Annotated in this window: 20 protein-coding genes; 12 read left to right on the plus strand and 8 right to left on the minus strand. The window is 38.3% G+C overall.

The window, feature by feature from the left end:
• Nucleotides 1-124: 124 nt before the first annotated feature.
• Nucleotides 125-730 (plus strand): peroxiredoxin, encoded by a 606-nt coding sequence (locus H5089_RS16415; protein ID WP_007378637.1) that lies wholly within the window; start codon nt 125-127, stop codon nt 728-730.
• A gap of 87 nt (nt 731-817) precedes the next feature.
• Here the strand turns inward: H5089_RS16415 and H5089_RS16420 are convergent, their stop codons facing one another.
• Both H5089_RS16420 and smpB read right to left on the minus strand, forming a co-directional pair.
• Nucleotides 818-3409, minus strand: a complete 2592-nt coding sequence (locus H5089_RS16420) for a TonB-dependent receptor (RefSeq protein WP_182695461.1) — start codon at nt 3407-3409, stop codon at nt 818-820.
• Between the two features lie 427 nt (nt 3410-3836).
• The gene (smpB, locus tag H5089_RS16425; RefSeq protein WP_004335699.1) at nt 3837-4316 is read right to left on the minus strand and encodes an SsrA-binding protein SmpB; all 480 of its coding nucleotides are present in this window, start codon (nt 4314-4316) and stop codon (nt 3837-3839) included.
• A gap of 146 nt (nt 4317-4462) precedes the next feature.
• Between smpB and H5089_RS16430 the strand changes: the two genes are divergently transcribed.
• Nucleotides 4463-4903, plus strand: a complete 441-nt coding sequence (locus H5089_RS16430; protein WP_024594788.1) for a type II toxin-antitoxin system RatA family toxin — start codon at nt 4463-4465, stop codon at nt 4901-4903.
• The gene (locus H5089_RS16435; protein ID WP_004335703.1) at nt 4900-5223 is read left to right on the plus strand and encodes an RnfH family protein; all 324 of its coding nucleotides are present in this window, start codon (nt 4900-4902) and stop codon (nt 5221-5223) included. Before H5089_RS16430 ends, H5089_RS16435 begins: the two co-directional genes overlap by 4 nt.
• Nucleotides 5224-5356: 133 nt before the next feature.
• Here H5089_RS16435 and H5089_RS16440 read toward each other — a convergent pair whose 3' ends face one another.
• Nucleotides 5357-5716, minus strand: a complete 360-nt coding sequence (locus H5089_RS16440; RefSeq protein WP_004335706.1) for an outer membrane protein assembly factor BamE — start codon at nt 5714-5716, stop codon at nt 5357-5359.
• Nucleotides 5717-5823: 107 nt separating this feature from the next.
• Here H5089_RS16440 and H5089_RS16445 point away from each other — a divergent pair, with 107 nt between their 5' ends.
• Complete coding sequence (locus H5089_RS16445; RefSeq protein ID WP_024594786.1) at nt 5824-6153, plus strand: GIY-YIG nuclease family protein; 330 nt, start codon at nt 5824-5826, stop codon at nt 6151-6153.
• 94 nt (nt 6154-6247) lie between these two features.
• On the opposite strand, the gene H5089_RS16450 is transcribed toward H5089_RS16445, so the two are convergent.
• Together H5089_RS16450 and ilvC are read right to left on the minus strand one after the other, a co-directional pair.
• Nucleotides 6248-8167 carry a methyl-accepting chemotaxis protein gene (locus H5089_RS16450; RefSeq protein WP_182694296.1) on the minus strand — a complete coding sequence of 640 codons (1920 nt, stop codon included), beginning with the start codon at nt 8165-8167 and terminating at the stop codon, nt 6248-6250.
• A 192-nt stretch (nt 8168-8359) separates the two neighbouring features.
• Nucleotides 8360-9832: a ketol-acid reductoisomerase gene (ilvC, locus tag H5089_RS16455; RefSeq protein ID WP_004335714.1), complete on the minus strand. Its 1473-nt coding sequence runs from the start codon at nt 9830-9832 to the stop codon at nt 8360-8362.
• Nucleotides 9833-9970: 138 nt separating this feature from the next.
• Between ilvC and ilvY the strand changes: the two genes are divergently transcribed.
• From ilvY to H5089_RS16485, 6 genes are all read left to right on the plus strand, one after another.
• A complete protein-coding gene (gene ilvY, locus H5089_RS16460; protein WP_024594947.1) occupies nt 9971-10876 on the plus strand; it encodes an HTH-type transcriptional activator IlvY in 906 nt (301 codons plus the stop codon).
• Between the two features lie 116 nt (nt 10877-10992).
• Nucleotides 10993-12039, plus strand: coding sequence for a GGDEF domain-containing protein (locus H5089_RS16465; RefSeq protein ID WP_024594946.1), 1047 nt, complete (start codon nt 10993-10995; stop codon nt 12037-12039).
• Between the two features lie 401 nt (nt 12040-12440).
• A complete protein-coding gene (locus tag H5089_RS16470; RefSeq protein ID WP_182695458.1) occupies nt 12441-13253 on the plus strand; it encodes a MipA/OmpV family protein in 813 nt (270 codons plus the stop codon).
• 1 nt (nt 13254) lies between these two features.
• Nucleotides 13255-13635 carry a DUF3019 domain-containing protein gene (locus H5089_RS16475; protein ID WP_024594944.1) on the plus strand — a complete coding sequence of 127 codons (381 nt, stop codon included), beginning with the start codon at nt 13255-13257 and terminating at the stop codon, nt 13633-13635.
• A 14-nt stretch (nt 13636-13649) separates the two neighbouring features.
• A complete protein-coding gene (locus H5089_RS16480; protein ID WP_024589922.1) occupies nt 13650-14342 on the plus strand; it encodes a response regulator in 693 nt (230 codons plus the stop codon).
• Between the two features lie 25 nt (nt 14343-14367).
• Nucleotides 14368-15615, plus strand: a complete 1248-nt coding sequence (locus H5089_RS16485) for an ATP-binding protein (protein WP_182695457.1) — start codon at nt 14368-14370, stop codon at nt 15613-15615.
• Nucleotides 15616-15706: 91 nt separating this feature from the next.
• On the opposite strand, the gene H5089_RS16490 is transcribed toward H5089_RS16485, so the two are convergent.
• A complete protein-coding gene (locus H5089_RS16490) occupies nt 15707-15928 on the minus strand; it encodes a DUF3820 family protein (protein ID WP_024594942.1) in 222 nt (73 codons plus the stop codon).
• A gap of 350 nt (nt 15929-16278) precedes the next feature.
• Nucleotides 16279-17853 (minus strand): cation:proton antiporter family protein, encoded by a 1575-nt coding sequence (locus tag H5089_RS16495; RefSeq protein ID WP_004335737.1) that lies wholly within the window; start codon nt 17851-17853, stop codon nt 16279-16281.
• A 266-nt stretch (nt 17854-18119) separates the two neighbouring features.
• On the opposite strand from H5089_RS16495, the gene H5089_RS16500 reads away from it, so the two are divergent.
• Together H5089_RS16500 and H5089_RS16505 are read left to right on the plus strand one after the other, a co-directional pair.
• A complete protein-coding gene (locus H5089_RS16500) occupies nt 18120-18863 on the plus strand; it encodes a sporulation protein (RefSeq protein ID WP_004335740.1) in 744 nt (247 codons plus the stop codon).
• A gap of 69 nt (nt 18864-18932) precedes the next feature.
• Nucleotides 18933-19382, plus strand: a complete 450-nt coding sequence (locus tag H5089_RS16505; RefSeq protein WP_182712663.1) for a GNAT family N-acetyltransferase — start codon at nt 18933-18935, stop codon at nt 19380-19382.
• Between the two features lie 78 nt (nt 19383-19460).
• On the opposite strand, the gene H5089_RS16510 is transcribed toward H5089_RS16505, so the two are convergent.
• Nucleotides 19461-20816, minus strand: coding sequence for a sodium-dependent transporter (locus H5089_RS16510; RefSeq protein ID WP_138488731.1), 1356 nt, complete (start codon nt 20814-20816; stop codon nt 19461-19463).
• Nucleotides 20817-20854 lie beyond the last annotated feature (38 nt).

A 20854-nucleotide genomic window follows, 5' to 3' on the forward strand; every position in this document is an offset into this window, starting at 1 on the left:
TGAATAACTTTAGAATGCCAATTAATTATATGTATGCGCTATTGGTTTTTAATTTTTAGCGCCCATATAAGTACCAGCATTGCGAAAGCAATTGAAAACAAACTCAAAATATTTGGAGAATAAAATGGGTGTATTAGTAGGCCGCCAGGCACCAGACTTTACCGCTGCAGCTGTTCTTGGTAACGGTGAAATTGTAGATAGCTATAACCTTCATGAAACAATTAAAGGTAAAAAAGCAGTTATCTTCTTTTACCCACTAGATTTCACGTTTGTATGTCCTTCTGAACTTATTGCATTTGATAAGCGTTTTGAAGAGTTTCAAAAGCGTGGCGTAGAAGTAATTGGTGTTTCTATCGATTCACAATTCTCACATAACGCATGGCGTAACACTGCTGTAGCAGACGGCGGTATTGGTAAAGTTCAATACGCACTAGTTGCAGACGTTAAACACGAAATTTGTAAAGCATACGACGTTGAGCATCCAGAAGCGGGTGTTGCGTTCCGTGGTTCTTTCTTAATTGATGAAGAAGGTAACGTACGTCACCAAGTAGTGAACGATTTACCACTAGGTCGTAACATCGACGAAATGCTTCGCATGGTTGACGCGCTAGCGTTCCACACTGAGCACGGTGAAGTATGTCCTGCTGGTTGGACTGAAGGTAAAAAAGGTATGGACGCAAGCCCTGAAGGCGTTGCTAAGTTCTTATCTGAAAACGAAGGCGAGCTATAATTTAGCCCTTAGTTTTAAATAAATAAACCGCCAATTGGCGGTTTTTTTATTTGTAGCGTTAGCTCACTTTAAAATAAGCTCGCAAAGTTAAAACGAGAAACTAACTTTAGTGTAGAAGTATCGGCCTCTAGGGTTGTGTACACCTGAGGCATAACCGTATAGATCAGCGTCGCCATCACCAATTGCAAATGGTGGCTCTTCATCAAATAAGTTATTTACACCTAGCGATACTTTAGTTGAGTCAGTAACACGATAAGATGTTTGTAAGTCTACCAATGTTTGCGAATCAATCATACGTGATGTATTGCTATCAAAGTCTAAATTACCGTCAAAATCAATATCTGGGGTATCTTCAAACTCACCTACATAACTGATGTTTACGTTTGTATTAAACTCGCCAATTTCCCAGTTTGTAGAGAAAATCCAGCGGTGCTCTGGATAGCCATACTCACCGGTGTAATCGCGGCCATCTTTTTCAAATTTATCTTGGTATGCCCATTCTAAATTAAATTTCAATAAACCTAAGTCATCAAGTGAGTGATTGTAGTTAGCTGAAACATCAACCCCAGATACTTCTTGCGAAGAAACGTTTTCAAATGTGCTGTAAATTTTTTGAATTGTTCCTAAGCTATCGCCACCTGTAGGTGTTAAGCGCACACATACAGTACTATCTTGGTTATTACACTCAGAGTTATAAATTGGACCAAACTCTTGCTCATCAATTTTGTTATCTTGAGTGATGCTCCACACATCGACACTTAAACCAAACTCAGCAGAAGGCGCCCAAATAAAGCCGACATTCCATGATTCTGATTCTTCAGCTTCAAGGTCAGGGTTACCAGCAAATTCAATGTTGTAATCAAGTGCATCACAATCAAGGCCTGTTGCCTCACATCGGTATGTATCTACAAAGAATTGGCTTTCTTGAGATGGGCCCAAACCAACTTGTGCCAAAGAAGGCGCTCTAAAGCCTTGTGCCCAAGAGCCACGCACTGTGATTTCATCAGTAGGCGCCCAGCGAAGAGCTACTTTAGGGTTTGTTGTTGTACCGAAGTCACTGTAGTCATCGTAACGGCCAGCAAGTTGTAGCTCTAAATTATCAGCAAGAGGGATAGAAAACTCGACATAGGCTGCGTATTGTTCACGATCTGCAGATGCAGATACAGACTCTGTGCCAAATATTAAACCACGTTGAAATTGATCATCTGGAATGTCATTAACGTCTTCTTCACGGTACTCAATACCTGCAGCCATCATTACTACATCATCGCCAAAACTAAATGCTTCACCTGTAATGTTTGCATCAAAGGAAGTCATGTGAGACTCACCACGACGCACTAAGCTTGTTGTAATACGATCAATTACAGCAGGGTCGTTGTATGTGCCACCAAATGGATTGTAGTTTCCTGCATCAATTTCTTGTTGTAAGAAATCAGTACGTACCCAACCTTGTGTTCTATCACCTGTTTGCAGAGATTTACTACGGCCTTTTTGTACAGCGGTTTCCCAGCTCCAGTCATTAAACTCACCTCTAAGCCCTGCAACAAAGCGAAGAGTATCTGATTCAATATCCCATTGGCGTGCGCCAGCATCAACTGTACGGTAACGACCAATTTGAATGTCTTCACCAAATGGATTGTTAGGGTGGCTAGCTGGGACAGTTAAGCCTGCATCTTCATCAAGTGGAGTAGGGGCTCCGGCCGCAACAGACGTATTGTGCTGTACTGCCATTTCTAAAAAGCCCGTAATGCCATTATCAAAGTTATATTCAAATTGAGAAATAGCACCCACGCGTTCAGACGCTGGTGCGATATAACCGTAGGGGCCGTAATCAAATAAACAACTGCCGCTTGAAGTTGCATTTTCAGCAGGACAAGCCGGATCAATTGTTTTAACACCGTCTACATAAAAATATCCAGGGAAGCCACGAGATGAGCGAAAATCTTCACCACCATAAGGTGATTGATTTGCTGTACCTAAGCTGCCCATTTCATCAGAAGAAAGAGATGTATTTTTAAAGTAATCGATAATAACTGATGCGCTACTTTTCTCGCTAGTAGTACCCCATACTAAACTTGCTGTTGTTTCTTCATAATTTGGACCATCAGTACCACCGTAGCCCAAATTAACTTCAACACCGTCAATGTCTTTTTTCAAGATAACGTTTACCACACCCGCCACTGCGTCTGAGCCGTAGATAGCTGAAGCACCATCTTTTAGTATATCGATTCGCTCAATGGCAGAAACTGGGATACTGTTAATATCTACAAATGAGTTTGTGATACCTTCGGCAAATGCACTAATAGATACACGACGGCCATTGATTAGTACGAGCGTAGCATCAGCACCTAAGCCACGTAAACTAACAGCAGCAGACCCATTTGCAGTTGAATCTTGGTTGTTACCACGTGTTGAGAAAGTACCGCTACCCGCTACAGGCATTCTTTCGAGGAGTTGTTGTAGGTTGTCATAACCCATGTTCTCAATATCAGCTCTTGCGATTGATTGAACCGGAGAAGGTCCTTCGATATCTGAACGTTTGATTCGTGAGCCAGTTACTTCAATGCGCTCTACTTTTTTAGCTTCTTCAGCAGCGTAAGTTGTTGTTGTAAAACCTGCTGAAAGTGCGATTGTAGCACCTGCAATTAAGCTAGGTGTAAATGCAGTTGATTGCTTCATCCTTAAGTCCTTGTTGATATGTTATAAATTTAGTTGCTCTATACCAATCCTTTTTAAATTGTTAAATAAATCCCATATTTAAGCGGATTGATATAACAAGCGACGACATTAATATCATGTAACTTAAGTGTTAGCAATTAGACTGAAATGTGATTTTAGTATGATTTTTTGTGTGTTTTTGGATGATTTTAAAACAGATGTTATGCGCTGAAGAAGGTTGAAATAGGCGCATATGTTTTATTTTGGAAATAACAAATACAGCCTAAATGCGAGTAATAATTAAATTAATTAATTCACAATAAAATTGTAATAAATTATTTACATATATATTCTGAATGAATAGTAATCTTGTTGTATATTAATACAACAAATAATAGTTGGTTTTTTAATAAAAAAAAACGCCTAACTTGTTAGTTAAGCGCTGTGCTTATACTTTGTGTTTCATTAAACGTTCTTTTTCGCGAGACCAATCTTTATTTTTCCCATCGTCACGTTTATCGTGCAACTTTTTACCTTTTGCTAGATGAAATTCAAGTTTTACCCAACATTTTTTCCAGTACATAGCTGTAGCTATTAATGAATAGCCATCTCGCTCTGTTGCACCGAGTAGACGGTCAAGTTCGCGTCTGCTTAATAGTAACTTACGATAACGCAACGGATCGCAAATTACATGGGTTGATGCACTATTAAGTGGCTGGATTTGCGCGCCAAGTAAAAATGCTTCGCCATTTTTAAGATGAATATAAGTTTCGGTGATGTTTACCTTACCTGCTCGGATACTTTTTACTTCCCAGCCTTGTAGTTCAACACCTGCTTCAAACTTATCGTGTAAAAAATACTCATGTCGCGCTTTTTTGTTTAGCGCGATGGTATTACTTGTCGATTTTGATGAATTTTTCTTAGCCATAGTGCCCTATAATATACGTAATGTGAGATGTTTTACATCGATTTTTTAATAATGCTTTTAAAAATTAAGCTTTAATTTAAGCAGCATGAAAATTTGGGGAAACGCGCAAAGCTTGCTAAAATTCGCCCACACAGTTGGGAGTGAGTATGCCACAAATAGAAAAAAGTGCGCTGGTTATGTACAGCACTAAAGAGATGTTTGATCTAGTTAATGATGTAGAAGCTTATTCGCAGTTTTTACCAAATTGCTCAGACTCAAAAATTGTTTCACAGCATGATAATAACATGACCGCGAGTTTAGAAATATCCAAGGCGGGTATAAAAAAGTGGTTTACCACCGAAAACACCTTTGTTGATGAGCAAACAGTGTTGCTAAGCCTTGTTGATGGACCATTTAAGATGTTAAAAGGACGTTGGCACTTTCAAGAGCTTGACGCCAAAGCATGTAAAGTTCACTTGCAACTAGAATTTGAATTTTCAAATAAGTTAATAGAGCTTGCCTTTGGTAAGATTTTTAACGATGTTGCAAAAAATATGGTGAGTGCATTTACTCAACGTGCAAAACAGGTTTATGGAGCGAGAGCATGATTAATGTTGAGGTGGTCTTTGCATTACCAACCACGGCCACGTGTTTATCAATTGAAGTGCCACAAGGGACTACAGTCGAGCAAGCTGTTATTCAGTCAGGTATTATACAAAAGTGCCCTGAGATAGATGCTACATCGCTAACGTTAGGTGTGTGGAATCGAACTGTAAAAGCTAACTATGAATTAAAAGACGGTGACCGTATAGAAATATATCGTCCATTAATTGCAGATCCTAAAGATGCGCGTAGAAAGCGTGCAGAAAAAGCTAAAGAAGAGGGGCGTGCAAATAAAATAACGGGTGGCCGCCCACTCGAAAAGTAACGCAAATCGGTATAAACGTGGAAAAATTTAACGGATTAAATCACACGCTAACGTTGTTTAAAATGGTAAAAGCTTTTAAATAAACCAATAAAAAAGGTGAGCCATGCTCACCTTTTTTTACCACTTGAGAAATTTATTGCTCGAGCGGTGTAGTAAAGTTTTCAGGTTGGTCATAATCACCTGAAATTGAAACTAACTTTTCATTTTCAAAGTTAATTACTAACTCTTTATTTTGCTCGTTTTTACGGCCTTTATTGAAGCTGTAAATATAACGCCAAGTATTGTTATCAAAGGCGTCTTCGGCAATAGGTCTGCCTAATACGTAAACAACTTGCTCTCGAGTCATATTTACACGAAGTTTTTCAACATCCGATTGCTCTAAAAAGTTGCCTTGTGGGATGTTAATTCGGTATACCCAGCTAGAGCAACCTGCTGCTGAGCTAAGTGTTAAAGCAACGATAAGCCAAAGAGAAAAAGTTTTTAACGACTGCATTGTTAGTTGTGATCCTTATTTTTTATAATCTGCATGATACCGATTAGTCACTGAAGGTAAAACCCTTTTAAGCAATTGTTTTATGTTAAGGGCGTTAAGGTAATGTTTTGACCATAAATAATGAAAAAAGTTTACAGCACATCGAAACGAATATTTTAAAAACGGAGTCTACTTGGTTTTTATATATAGTTGAGACACGATTTGGTCATTGGTACACAGGGATCACGACTAATGTTGAAAAACGCTTTGCAACTCATCAAGCCGGCAAAGGGGCCAAAAACCTTAGAGGGAAAGGGCCGCTTTTACTTATTCATCAACAACAAGTTGGTAATAAAAGTGAAGCAAGTAAACTTGAGTATCAATTAAAAAAGCTTCCTAGGGCCAAAAAAGAAGCATACGTTTTAGCATTTAATACCGGCGACACTAAAATCATTTAGTTAATTTATTTAGATTAAACCGTATTCGCTGTGGGCAAAAGCTAGCTTTTAATATAGCTTTTGCTCACAAAGGAAATATAGCAGTTATAGCTGCTTAGCGATGTTTTTCAAAGGTAGCGACAAGTGCATCGAGTGTTTGAGCGCTGTTTGCCAAGTCACGAATAGCTTGCTCTGTATTGATTTGCTCGCTCATTGCTTTATCGCTAATTTCACTTATTTGCTCTATGTTACGACCTACATCAGCAACCACATTACTTTGCTGCTCAGTTGCAGTTGCAATAAGCGTAGCCATATCGTTTATTTGATTAGCTGTTTCGGCTATCGCATCGAGTAATTCTACTGAGCTTTGCATGGCTCCAACGCTTTGCTGCGCTTTATCTTTTGATTGGCTAATATCGTTAACTACATCATCAGATATTCTTGTAAGCTCTTCAATCATAGATTGAATTTCGGTGGTTGATTGCGATGTACGGTTTGCCAGAGCGCGTACTTCATCAGCAACAACAGCAAAGCCTCGGCCGTGCTCACCTGCGCGAGCAGATTCAATTGCCGCGTTTAAAGCAAGTAGATTAGTCTGATCCGATATCCCTCTAATTGAATCCACAATACTTGCTATATCAACCGTTTTTTTAGAAAGCAAAGTAACTTGCTCTGTTATGCCATCAATATCGCTAGCTAGGGCTGAGATAGTTGCCTGGCTTTGTAATACTTGTTTGTGGCTTTGAATGGTGTTCTCACGGCTGTTATCGGTTAACTTAGCTGTATTCGCTGCGCTTTGTGCTATTTCTTGCACTGTAGCGCCCATTTCGTTGATAGCTGCTGCGACAGATATTGTTTGCTCTTTTTGATTATCAATTGCTTGCGAGTTTCGTTTTGCCTGTTCAAATACATGATCAGAACTTTGGCGAATATCGTGGCTTTCACTGGCAACTTGAGTAATCGCTGTTTCTATTTTATTTATAAACTGGTTAAAGCCATTACTTAAATTGTTGAGCTCTGGTTGGCTTGATTCTGGTAAGCGGTACGCTAAGTTTGCATCGCCAGAGCCTAAGCGTGAAAATAACTCAGCCATTTTAGAAAGTGGAGATGAAAGAGAGCGAGCAAGTAAGTAACTAATCAAGCTAGCAACTAACGCGGTGATTACTGTAAAAGTAAATATTTGCCATTGTAGGGTGTTTACACTTGCGAATACTTCACTTTTCGGTACTTGAGCTACAACATATAAGTCAGTGTTTTTAATTGGGGTTGCAGCTATAAGAGTTGGTTCGCCATTTAAGTTAATTTCTTCTAGTGCAAAGCCATTACTATTAAATAGTTGGCTGTGAATATTTGCAGTATATAAATCGTCAATATTTGCTTTTGCTACTTTATTGGCATCTTTATGAAGTTGAATTAATCCATTTTTATCTGCAATAAATACAAAACCTGTTTGCTCAATTTTAAATTGCTGTAATAGCTTTTGCATATCAGTGATGCTTTTTGCAAGACCTGCTAAACCAGTACCATTAGCTTGCTGATGGTTTACAAACATTTTCACATCATTGGCTGACTCTTGATAAATACTGATAGAATAAGGTTGTTTTGATTGTTTGAACGCAAAAAACCAGCCATCAGCTGTATCATTTTTTAACACACGCAAAAAACCATTCTGGTTCCAGTACTGTGCAGTGTCTCTATTTGCCCAAGATGCTGTTGCTAAATCGTATTGCTGGGCAACACGATTTAATTCTTTTAATAATAAGGTGTCGTCTTGATTACTAGACTGAGCCCACTGTAAAACAAATTCGTTTGATGATAGTTGCTGAGCAGCACCAAGTAACTCATTAATTTCACCGCCTATATGATTACTGATTGTTTGCAGTTTACTAGGTAGCTCTGACTCGATCATACGTTGCTCAATTATGTCTTTAGAGCTGTATAAAGAGGTCAAGCCAATCAGTGCCGCTACGCATATAGCAATAACACTGCCTAAAGCTGTGATTTTTTGAGTAATAGAAAGGTTTTGTATCGTCATGATATTAATTAATTTTACAACTGAGTAGAGGACTATACTAGCACATTATTTATTTAGAGCTAGATATTGCCTACTGTGAAATGAATAGAAGGTAGCGTGTTATGGTTAAAGTTTTATGAATATGCATAAAAAAGCCCATAAGCAAAGCATATGGGCTTGGTTTCTAACAAGCGAAACATTTATCGTTTAGGGTTAAACAATCTTTTTCATTGCTGACATGTAGCCACGTAATTTAGCACCTACTTTTTCAACTGGGTGTTCACGAAGGGCGGCGTTAATTTGAATTAATGTTTGGTTATCAACTTGGTTACTGTGCTCGCCAAGGCCTTTACCAATGACATCTGTATCAATTTTTTTCATAAAATCTGCAAGTAATGGCAAACATGCATGGTTATATAGGTAACATCCATACTCTGCAGTGTCAGAAATTGTACGGTTCATTTCAAAAAGCTTTTTGCGTGCAATAGTATTAGCAATTAATGGCGTTTCATGTAAAGACTCGTAGTAAGCTGACTCTTCAATAATACCGGCTGCTGTCATGGTTTCAAAAGCAAGTTCAACACCTGCTTTTACCATTGCTACCATTAAAATACCGTTATCAAAAAATTCCTGTTCTGAGATTTCTACATCGCCAGCAGGGGTCTTTTCAAAGTTAGTCTCTGCTGTTTCAGCGCGCCATTTAAGTAAGTTTACGTCATCGTTATTCCAGTCTTCCATCATAGTGCGTGAGAAAGTGCCGTCGATGATGTCATCTTGATGCTTATTATAAAGCGGGCGCATAATTAGTTTTAGCTCTTCGCTTAGTTCGAACGCTTTTACTTTTGCAGGGTTTGAAAGGCGGTCAAGCATGTTTGTAACGCCGCCGTACTTAAGTGCTTCGGTAATTACTTCCCAGCCGTATTGAATTAGCTTTGATGCATAACCCGCATCAACGCCTTTTTCTATCATTTTATCAAAACATAAAATAGAGCCAGTTTGTAACATGCCACATAAAATGGTTTGCTCGCCCATTAGGTCTGACTTAACTTCAGCAATAAATGATGATTTAAGTACTCCTGCACGGTGTCCGCCAGTCCCTGCTGCATACGCTTTAGCTTGTGCTAAACCATGACCTTGAGGGTCATTTTCTGGGTGAACAGCAATTAGAGTTGGTACACCAAAACCGCGTTTGTATTCTTCACGTACTTCAGAACCAGGACACTTAGGCGCAACCATGATTACAGTAATGTCTTCACGTACTTGCATGCCTTCTTCAACAATATTAAAGCCATGAGAGTAGGCAAGTGTAGAGCCTTTTTTCATAAGCGGCATAATTGCACTTACTACAGCAGTATGTTGCTTATCTGGTGTTAAATTAAGTACTACATCAGCTGTTGGGATTAGTTCTTCGTAAGTGCCAACAGTAAAGCCGTTTTCAGATGCGTTCAAAAATGATTGGCGACGCTCAGAAATAGCTGATGCGCGTAATGTGTAAGAAACATCTAAACCAGAGTCACGTAAGTTTAAGCCTTGGTTTAAACCTTGTGCGCCACAGCCTACAATAACTAGTTTTTTACCTTTAAGTGCATCAACGCCATCGGCAAATTCGCCTGCGTCCATAAATTCACATTGCGCTAATTGCGCTAATTGCTCGCGTAAAGGTAAGGTATTGAAATAATTCGCCATTGTTAGTGTCCTATAAAGTCATGTTTGTTAGATGCGCAATGTTTACTGCGCTTACAAACACCATATGTAAAATCGTTGCTTGCGTAAAATGATATATTTGAATTAAAGTGTTTCATAATATGAAATGCAGGGGGTTGGATGGAACATAAGCACTTAAACTACTTTTTAGCGTTGGCTAAAACACTTCACTTTGGGCGCGCAAGTGAGCTTTGCCACATAAGCGCACCCACTTTGAGCCGAAATATAAAACATTTGGAAGAAGAAGTTGGAGTAGCATTGTTTATCCGCGATAACCGAAGCGTTAAATTAACGCGTGAGGGGGAGTCCTTTATTGATTACGCAACGGCAACGCTTGCTAATTGGCAACGTTTTAAAACGAATGTAAAAGACCCACAACAGCATATTTACGGCAAAGTAAGTATTTATTGTTCTGTAACTGCATCTTATAGTTTTTTACATCAAATATTAGAACAACTTCGTGCGCAGCATCAGTACATAGAGATAACATTAAATACAGGCGACCCAGCACTTGCTATAAATCGTGTGCTTGATGGCCACGAATTAATGGCAATTGCAGCTAAGCCTAATAAATTACCGTCGCAAATTGCCTTTGTTGATATTGGGCACTCACCACTTTTATTAATTGGCCCAAAAATTCAATGTCCGATCACACAAAAGCTTACACAAAATAGTGATGATATTAATTGGTCTGATTTAGAGTTTATTGTCCCAGAACAAGGTTTTTCTCGCCAAAGGTTAGAGCATTGGTGGCGCAAAAATAATATTCACGGAAAAATCTACGCTCAAGTTGCAGGACATGAAGCAATGGTATCTATGGTGAGCTTAGGACTAGGTGTCGCTATGGTCCCTAAAATAGTGCTAGATAACAGCCCGCTGCAGGATAAGGTACAAATACTAACACCAAAAATGCAAGCACCTGAAGGGTTTGATATCGGTTTGGCGGTATTAAGAAAAGAGTTAAATGACCCTGCAATCAGTGCGTTGTGGAATATTGCGCAAACTTTAGAAGCAAAAGCAATTTAATATACACACAGAGCAAGTAAATTAGTTAAATAGTATTAATATAGGTTGCGTATGAGTTTACTATTACTTAACATTGAGTGCTAATAATAAAAACAATGACGCTTGAGAGTTTATTTATGAACCACGCCGTATCACTTGCTCATTCTGCTCAATGCCTTAAAAAGGCGATTCCTTTGATGGTAAAATACCGCATGCCGGTTACGCCTATCAACTATGCAATTTGGTACTGTTACATTCAAGGGAGTAACCCTTCATTAAATGCTGAATTAGACCATGTTATTGCTGAGCAACAAACATGCTCACAAGACAAAGCAAAAGAAATTTTTGATAAGCATTTAACGCAAGACGATCTGGCTTTCTTTCAAGAAATGACTGAAAAGTTCCATACAACCATGGAGCAAGTCCAGCAAGATATAAGCACCACGCTTGAACATTCCAAAAGCTTTACAACAAGTTTAGTTGATTCACAAAATGAATTAAATATGCTTGCTGATGTAAATTCTTATAATGAAATATTAGGTTGTGTAGAGCGCTTAACCGACGATTCTATTGCTATGCAGGATTATGCTAGAGAATTTCAAACTAAGTTAGCTGTTGCTTACAACGAAATAAAAGATTTAAAAGAAGCACTTAATATTTCAAAAGAAGCAGCTGATACCGACACGCTTACGGGGTTTTATAACCGAGGTAAGTTTGATTCAGATATCGTAAAATTTTGTTTTGAATACTCAGAGAAAGCACAGGAAGATTCTCTTGCCGTACTAATTATGTTTGATATTGATCACTTTAAACGTTTTAACGATGACTTTGGTCATCAAAAGGGTGACGAAGTGTTGAGGTTAGTTGCCAAAAAAGTGAGAGAAAATACAACTGAAACAGCAAATATATATAGATACGGTGGCGAAGAGTTTTGTATAACAGCTTATTTTGACACTATTAACGATATAATAGCGTTTGCCGATTGTATACGTTTAGCTATTGCGAAATTAGCGATTCGTAAAAAGCATGATATAACAGCTAAACGTGCTATTTCTGCAAGTTTTGGTTTAGCTATTTTACGTCCATTTACTAATAGCTCAGTTTTAGTTGAGCGTGCAGATAGAGCCTTATATATCGCAAAAACGCATGGCCGAAACCGAATAGAAATAGCCCCTGATATTTAATAAGCATCAGAAGCTTGATTTATTAAGGCTAAAGCCGCTATTAACTTTGGTAACCTAGTAGCTTGTAAGGTTAATAAAAAAAAGTTGTTAGAGTTGGCTTCCTGCAGATTTTATTTGAATTAAAGCATTTGCGAGGTTATCCCTCATTTCCAAAGTTTCTCAAAGCAGTGCCAGCTTAGCCAACGCACATAACTAATTTGAAGGGTTTGTCACTTCAAAAACACAAAAGTTAACATTTGTGTATACAAATTGTGAATAATTGTAACCAGCTAGAGCTAGTTTAAAAAGACCTTGCTAGTATGGGGAACTTACTTAATTTAATACTTTGATGTACGCTGATGCGGTATTCCTTCTCCTTATTAACTGCTCTATGTTTTAGCACTTTGTTTGCTTGCCTTTCGGTGCAAGCAACACAGGCAAGCAAGCATGCTGACGATTATACAGAGCAAGATATAACAACTGATCGCCTGCATTTGAGTTTAAGCGTTGGGGCTGGAGTTATAACCAACCCTTTGCATGGTGGAGATAATATTCCGCTTGTGCTTATTCCACAAATTGCGTTTTATGCAGAGCAATGGTTTTTTGATAATGGCCGCCTTGGCTATTCATTTTCACAATCCCCAAAGCATCACTTTAATCTAGTTAGTGAACTCAACTCTGAATCTCGCTTTTTTATAGACTGGCACCCTAAAAATGTATTTGCATTGCAAAGTAGTGCTCTTAATAATCAGTTTGTAATGCAAAATGAAGCCTCGTCCTCTCGCTACGCTGATATTGATAATTTGCATAAACGGCAAATTGCCTTGGATGCGGGTGTTGCATATCACTATGTAAATGATGACCATGTTTTTTCAGTTCAGGCTCTGCATGATATAACCGATGTTTATCGAGGTGTACGCGGTGCATTGCAGTGGCAATATCATACTGTGCTAGGAAAGCTTAAAATAAAGCCAACACTTGGAATAAACTATAAATCTGCGGAACTAAATAGCTATTTTTATGGACTTAATGAGGGTGAAACTCAATTTGGCAAAATAGACGTTGGTAGTAGTTGGCAACCTTATGCTAAAATCGACGCCCGTTGGCCACTGAGTAAGGCTGACTCTCTTCGTTTTCATGTAGCATATTACGACTATTCGGCTATGGATGGCAGTCCGCTCTTTGAACGTACTTATTCAATGACTGCATTTATAGGATTCGATCGTACTTTTTAATATGAAGTATTCAATATTAGTTGTGTTTATTACCACTTTTTTTAGTGGTTTTAGTGTGGCACAAACCCCTGTTTTTAGTGTTTCTCCAAAAGTCTGCGTGGTTTCCGAACAGCAGGATTTTTGCGATCTTGATTTACAGTTTAAATGGCTATTAAACACCTATAGTGATGTCTGTTTGTATCAACAAGAACAACTACTTCAATGCTGGCAGCAGCAGCGTTCTGGGCAATTTAATTATAAAGCGCGTGTTCAGGTGGAGACCATATACTCCTTAATCAATCCTCATACGGGTGTGTTAATAGCAAAAACACAGGTTGAAGTACAAAGCGCCCATGCTAAAAAAAATAGGCGTAGGCTTCGCTCTCCGTGGAGCTTTTTTTAATTTAGGAGCAACTAATGCCAAAAATTTTACTTGTTGAAGATGATCTCGGTTTACAACAGCTAACAAAAGATTACCTTGAACATAATGGCCTTGAAGTCGAAGTGTTAGAGCGTGGTGACGAAGTGTTTAATTACCTAGAAAACAATACACCCGATTTAATGATTCTAGACGTTATGCTGCCAGGTAAAGATGGCTTTAGCGTTTGCCGCCAAGTAAGAGATAAATTTACTCTACCAATTTTAATGTTGACTGCTAAAGGTGAAGACTTCGACCAAGTGCTTGGTTTAGAACTTGGTGCTGATGATTATGTAATAAAACCAGCAGAGCCACGTGTATTACTAGCGCGGATCAATGCATTACTACGACGTGGGCAACCAATAGTAAAGTCTAGTGAAGAACTGCAGTTTGGTGATTTAGTCATCGATAAAACAAGCCGTATTGTAAAACTAAGTGATTCAGAGATTGTATTAACTTCGCACGAGTTTGAACTACTATGGCTATTAGCGTCAAATGCGGGTGAAGTACTAAGCAGAGAACATGTGCACCAACATATGATTGGCCGTCAATACGACGGACTTGATAGAACTGTGGATGTACGCGTATCACGAATTCGTAAAAAATTAGGCGATAATAGTGATAAGCCGTATCGTATAAAAACCGTATGGGGACAAGGCTATTTATTTGTTTCTGATGCATGGGATCTTTAGAACTATTTAAGGTTAATCGGCTGTAATGGGAAAACTGTTTACCAGCTTATACTTATATATCATTGTTTCATTATTTGTTGTAAGTGGTGTTATTGAGCAGCTGTGGCCCTATGAAGAGTCGCAGCAGCAGGTCTTCTTAGACGATGAGTTTGGGCAATCACTGTGGTTGCTTTCACAAACCCCAAATGGTCTTAAAAAACTAAAGCATAACTTTGAAAGTAAAGTGATTGAACGACGTGATTTAATACTTCCTCAAAAACAACAATCGCAGCTAAATCAAAACCACTACTTATATTTGTATGATAAGCAACAACGCATTGTTTGGTATGTAGATCTCGGTAATGATTCATTACTTCAAGTAGGACCGGTAGGCGTATTAACGCAGCAATCATCTTCTGTTTGGCCGTATTTATTACTACTTATTATTGTAGGTATACCAGTTGGGCTATGGAGCTTTTTACTCTGGCGTGACTTTGAAAAGCTACGTAAAGCGTGTGAAGCGGTAGAAGGTTTGCAAGACTTTCAACTAAATGACTCTTCTAAGTCTTTCTTTTTACCTATAACTGATACTTTAAAGGTAATGCAGCAACGTATTGAGTTTTTACTTAGTGCGCAGCAAGAACTTACCTCATCGGTGTCGCATGAGTTTAGAACACCACTAGCACGTTTAAAGTTTGCAATAGTCATGCTACAAGAACAAATGCTTGACGAAAAAGGCGAAAAATACCTAACAAACATGCAAACAGATATTAGTGAGCTTGAGTCACTAGTTTCTGAAATGCTTGAATACGCGCGATTAGACTCTCAACAACCAAGTTTACAGCCAATAAACTGCGATTTAGCTGGGCTGGTAAAAACCACTGTTGAAAAGCTAAATTTTGAAGCTAGAACAACGCTCTCTATAAACCTCCCTGAGCATTTAAATTACTACTGTGATAGCCACTTTATGGCGCGAGTATTTCAAAATTTAATTGGCAATGCGCTCAAATACACTCATCAACAAGTCAAAATTTCATTGCTACAAGAGGCAACTCACATCGTATTGATTGTTGAAGATGATGGTGAAGGGATTGACCCCGTTGAGCGAGAAAACGTATTTAAGCCTTTTACTCGATTAGATAAAAGTAGAGGCAAGGACACTGGTGGCTTTGGTTTAGGGCTTGCTATAGTTGCTAAAATTGTGTCGTGGCACCAAGGAGAGTGTAAAGCAGAAAGCTCAAGCTTAGGTGGTGCTAAATTTATTGTATATTTACCTCTTAAATTTAAGACATAAAAAAAGCGCCTAAGGCGCTTTTTTTGCGGTTAAAAACCAAAATCAACAAGTAGCAATATAATAGACCGCAAGTATTTAAAAAAGTTCTCAATTATTTTTTATTTTTTTCAAGTAATGGCATTAACATTTGCTCAAGGCCATTTAGTTTAACCTCATACATCATCGCTAGTTGGCTACCAAGTTTCGAGTTAGGAAATCCCTGCTGTTTGAACCACACCAAATAAGGTTCTGGTAGTAGTAATAAAGGGCGCCCAGCATATTTCCCAAAAGGCATCGTTGTATTTACAGCTATTTTTAATTGTTTTGGATCCATAAGAGTTACTTAGGTTTTAAAGTCTGCGTAAGTGTAAGGGATTTTAGAAATATAAAATAGGCTGTGACGGGCAAGAAACAGCCTATTTTGCGAGGGAGTAGGCCCTCTGATTTAATAATTTTTTGTTGATTAATATAAACCTAGTTGAACTTTAATTAGCTGGGATCTAATTAAGTTATTATTAGAACATGGGGTTTTATTTAACCAACATGGATAGTCTACCTGTTTTTTATGGTCGTGGTGAAATGGCTTGTAAAGGAATGTAAATAGAATTGCTTTTCATTTAAAAACTAATAACAAAGCCTTAATGATTTTAAGGCTTTGTTATTTATAGACGTTATAAAAAGTGATTATTCGTTAAATAGCTCTTGTTTAACGTGCTCTGCAAAACCACTACCTGCTTCTAAGTAAAAGTTATAAGTAGAATGAACACCCATTTCTTCTAGCTCTTTTTGTTGATCAGGGTAGTTTGCAATAGCTGTTACTTGGCCTTTATAACCTGAGGCTTGTAGTTGCTCTAGCGCAAAAATATTTTGCATATGCTTTGGCATTGCAAGCATGACCATTTCTACTTGCGAATGATTTACTCGTTGCCAAAAGTCAGGATCTGTTGCATCAGCAATTAATACGTTGCGGCCTCTGTTAACGTGCTTATCTACCACTTCAGGTTTTATATCTATGCCTGCAACAACATTTGGGTGAGTCGCGTTAATAGTCTCATAAGCACCAGTACCAATACGTCCCATACCAAAAATGACTATTTTAGTATCGTTTAGGTTAACGGGTAGCTCTTCAGCTAAACGAGTTTTGCTTTCAAACTTTAATAGCCAGTGCTCTATTTTTACGTATAGCTCGTTTGAGCGCTTATTTAACGGCGAGGCAATTACAAAGGTAATAGAAACAGCAATTGCCATTACGGCCAGCCACTCAGAAGTGATCATGCCTGTGCTAGCTGCTACTGCACATACAATTAACCCAAATTCACTGTAGTTAGATAAACTAAAGGCGGTAAGTAATGATGTACGTGCGCGTAGTTTGAATATATTTGTGAACACGTAATAAAGCGCTATTTTAATAGGTAAAACTAAAACAAGTATAATAGCAACGATTAATGAGCTAGTGGTTAGCTCTGCGCTCAAGCCAATACTTAAGAAAAAACCGACTAATAATATGTCTTTTAAATTAAGCAGAGATTTTGATAGTTCTCCTGCTTTTTTATGTGGTGCAAACATCATCCCAATTATGAGTGCGCCTAGGTCGCCTTTTAATCCTGCAAATTCAAATGCATGATAACCAGCAACTAAAGCAAAGAAAAAACCAAATAATGGTAATAGTTCACCATGTTTAGAGCGATTTAATACGCCATACATGACAGGTCGTAATAAAGGCAGAGCAATTATTAATGCAATTGCCCATACATTTGGAATTTTACCTGTACTAATCGCTAAAAAGATAACAGCAAAGATATCTTGCATGACTAGTATACCAATGGCTATTTTACCGTGAAGGCTTGCCATTTCTCCGCGTTCTTCAAGCACTTTTACTGCAAATACAGTACTTGAAAAACTAAGCGCAAACCCAACTAATAAAGCACTTTGCCAACTTAAATCAATAAACAGTGGAATAGCGAAAACACCAAGCAATAACATAAAGCCACTAAAAAGCGCGCTGCTAAAAATAATATGCAATGTTGCAGGCGCCCACACTTGGGGTTTAATTAAACTGTTTACCTTTAGCTTTAAACCAATACTAAAAAGAAGAAGGGTTACGCCAAGTGCTGCTATTGTATCGAGCAACTCTGTACTTTTATAACCCGATAAATTTAAAGCAAAACCTGCTAATAAAAATCCAATAAGAGGAGGCAGCTTTAACTGATAAACAGCAAAGCCACACACAAACGCGGCGGCAAAATAGATTAGTTCCATAATTCTTAATATCACTTCATTTGGGGTTGCAGTGTAACGAAAAATTTATACCATTGAAAATAAAAATAGACCTAAAAATGAACGCGTCTAATCAAATACTTGCCTAGCTGTGTATAAAAAATGCGCATCAAACATATATTTAATCGTAAATAGCATGTAAATAACATTTTTTCACTGACATTGGCTTTTAAATATGGTTAAGATGCGATAACGAAGAAGTTTAAGCAAGAGCAAATAATAGAACCGTTCAGCTTAAGGAGAAATATATGTTTAAAAAGATTTTAGCGTCGGTAGGTATTGGTGCTGCAAAAGTAGATACTGTTTTAGAGACTGAACACCTACAACCTGGTCAGCTTTTTAATGCACAAATAGTCATTACCGCAGGTGATGTTAGCCAAGATATTGCAGGCTTAGATTTATTACTTATGACCCGTGTTAAAGTGGCAGGTGATGATGGCGATTATTTTACCAATCATGTGATTGACCAATGGCGAATTACAGATATAGGTACAATTGAGCCTGGCGAAGTTAAAAGTATCCCTTTTGAAGCACGTCTTCATTCTGAAACACCTATTACAGAAATTAATGCAGGTTACAATCAATCCCATGTGTGGCTTGAAACAGGTTTAGATATTGATTTAGCACTTGATCCGAGCGATAAAGACCATTTACATATTTACCCTAATGAAGCTGTTAAAACGTGCATGCAGGCGATGGAAAAGCTAGGTTTTAGCTTAATGAAAGCTGATGTAGAAAAAGGCCATTTGCGCGCTTCAACATTTCAATCGTTATCGGGCTGTTATCAGGAACTTGAATATAAGCCAAATAGCCGTAGTTTATTTGGCATTCAAGAGATCGAGTTGTCATTTGTACCAGAGGCACATAAAACACACGTGCTTATAGAGCTAGACAGGGCCTTTAGAGGCGATGGTTATGTAGATTTAACGATAGAGCATGACCACGTGAATTTATCGCAGTTGTGCGACCAACTAGAGCGCTTATTTGCTTAATATAAACTAACAAGTGAATAATTTTATTAAACCCGGCCTAGGCTGGGTTTATTGTTTATAGGATTTAAAATGCAATTTAAATGTGAGCAGTTTAATGCTTTAGATGCGCATACTCTTTTTACTATTATGCGAGGACGTGTAGACGTATTTGTTGTAGAGCAGGCGTGCCCTTACCCTGAACTTGATGATGTAGATATTGATTTAAATACACAGCATTTATATACACTAGACAATGGGCGGCTACACACTTATGCGCGATGCTATGAAAAAAATGAGCAATACAGCGCAATAGGACGCGTGCTGGTAAGTAAAAGTGCGCGTGGCAAAGGCTACGCCACTGTACTTGTAAGTAAAGCTATAGAATGTTGTAAAGAGCGGTGGCCTGAACGAGATATTTATATTGGCGCACAAACCTACTTACTTGATTTTTACCGCTCCTTTGGCTTTGAAGATTACAAAAGTGAATATCTAGAAGACGGTATACCTCATCAAGATATGATTTTAAAACTCACTCAATGAATCCAATTGAAGCAGCTATAAAAAAGCCCACTAATGTGGGCTATTTTATTTAAAACTATTTTAAGGCTAAGGTATCATTTAGCTCAATAGTGAATGTAAAAACACCATGCCAATAGCCAGTGGACATACAAACTTAGTATACCAAGGCCATATTTTCCAAAACAATGTATTGTGAACTTCAGGGTTACCCTCTTGAATTGCTTTTAGTAATGAGCCTCTATACCAAATCCAGCCTACAAATATACAACACATAAGACCAAGTAAAGGCTGAGCTACTTTTGTAGTGAGAGTGATTACTAAGCCAAATAAGCTGCTAAGGTTACACACAATTGTAATACTGACGATAGCGATTAGCGCCCCAATTAACCACGTTGCTTGAACGCGTTTCATCCCAAAGCGCTCTACGGTGTATGATACTGGCGCCTCTAACATTGAAATAGATGATGTTAAAGCGGCAATACTCATTAACGCAAAAAATGAAAAACCCACAAATAAGCCAACTTCGCCCATTCCATCAAATAAAGCGGGGAGTACCTGAAACACTAATGTATCTTCAGAGAGTAGCTTACCCGTTGTGGCCGAGAATATTTCAACGCCTTGAGCTTGTGCTACGTACATAGCCGGAATAATCAGTAAACCTGCAACAAAGGCTATAAATACATCAATAAGGGTCACATAGGCACCTAAAGAAACAAGATTTTCTTTTTTACTAATGTACGAGCCGTAAATAATCATTACGCTAGTGCCAAGCGATAAAGAGAAGAAAGCTTGCCCTAATGCACTTACTAATAGTTTTGCGTCAAAAATAGATGAAAAGTCAGGAACTAAGTAGGCTTTTAAGCCTTCCATAGCACCATCTTGCGTCATTACATAAGCAATAAGTGCAAATAAAATGCCTAAAAGTGCAGGCATTAAACGCTTAGACCACTTCTCAATACCGTTTTCAACGCCTCTACTTATAATAGCAACAGTTAGTACAATAAATATCATCGTAAATATAATATTTCGTGTAAGTGATTGCTCGCTTAACCATGTAGATGCTGTGTTGGCACCAACTAAAGTGGCTATAGGTTCAGCTGTGGCGCTGAGCATCCAACCGGCAACAATGGCGTAAAAGCTTAGTATAAAGCCAGCGCATAAAATACCGCCAAAACCAACAGCAAAGGCAAAGTGTTTTTGCCATGGCTTATTAGATATTTTTTGAAGTGATGACACTGCGTTTGCTTGGCCATGACGTCCAATCATAAGTTCAGCCATTAAAGCGGGGTAGGCTAAAAAGAACGCAAGCACTAAATATGCGACTAAAAATGCAGCACCGCCATTACTTGCTGTTTGTGTAGGGAATCCCCAAATATTGCCCAAACCAACGGCAGAACCCGCGGCGGCCATAATAAAACCAAAGCGAGAGCTAAACTCGCCTCTAACTGCGCTCATATTATTGTACTTCTCTATTGTGTGACGGCGGTGACAAT

This window comes from Pseudoalteromonas sp. SR45-1, assembly GCF_014163655.1.
Lineage (GTDB): Bacteria > Pseudomonadota > Gammaproteobacteria > Enterobacterales > Alteromonadaceae > Pseudoalteromonas > Pseudoalteromonas distincta.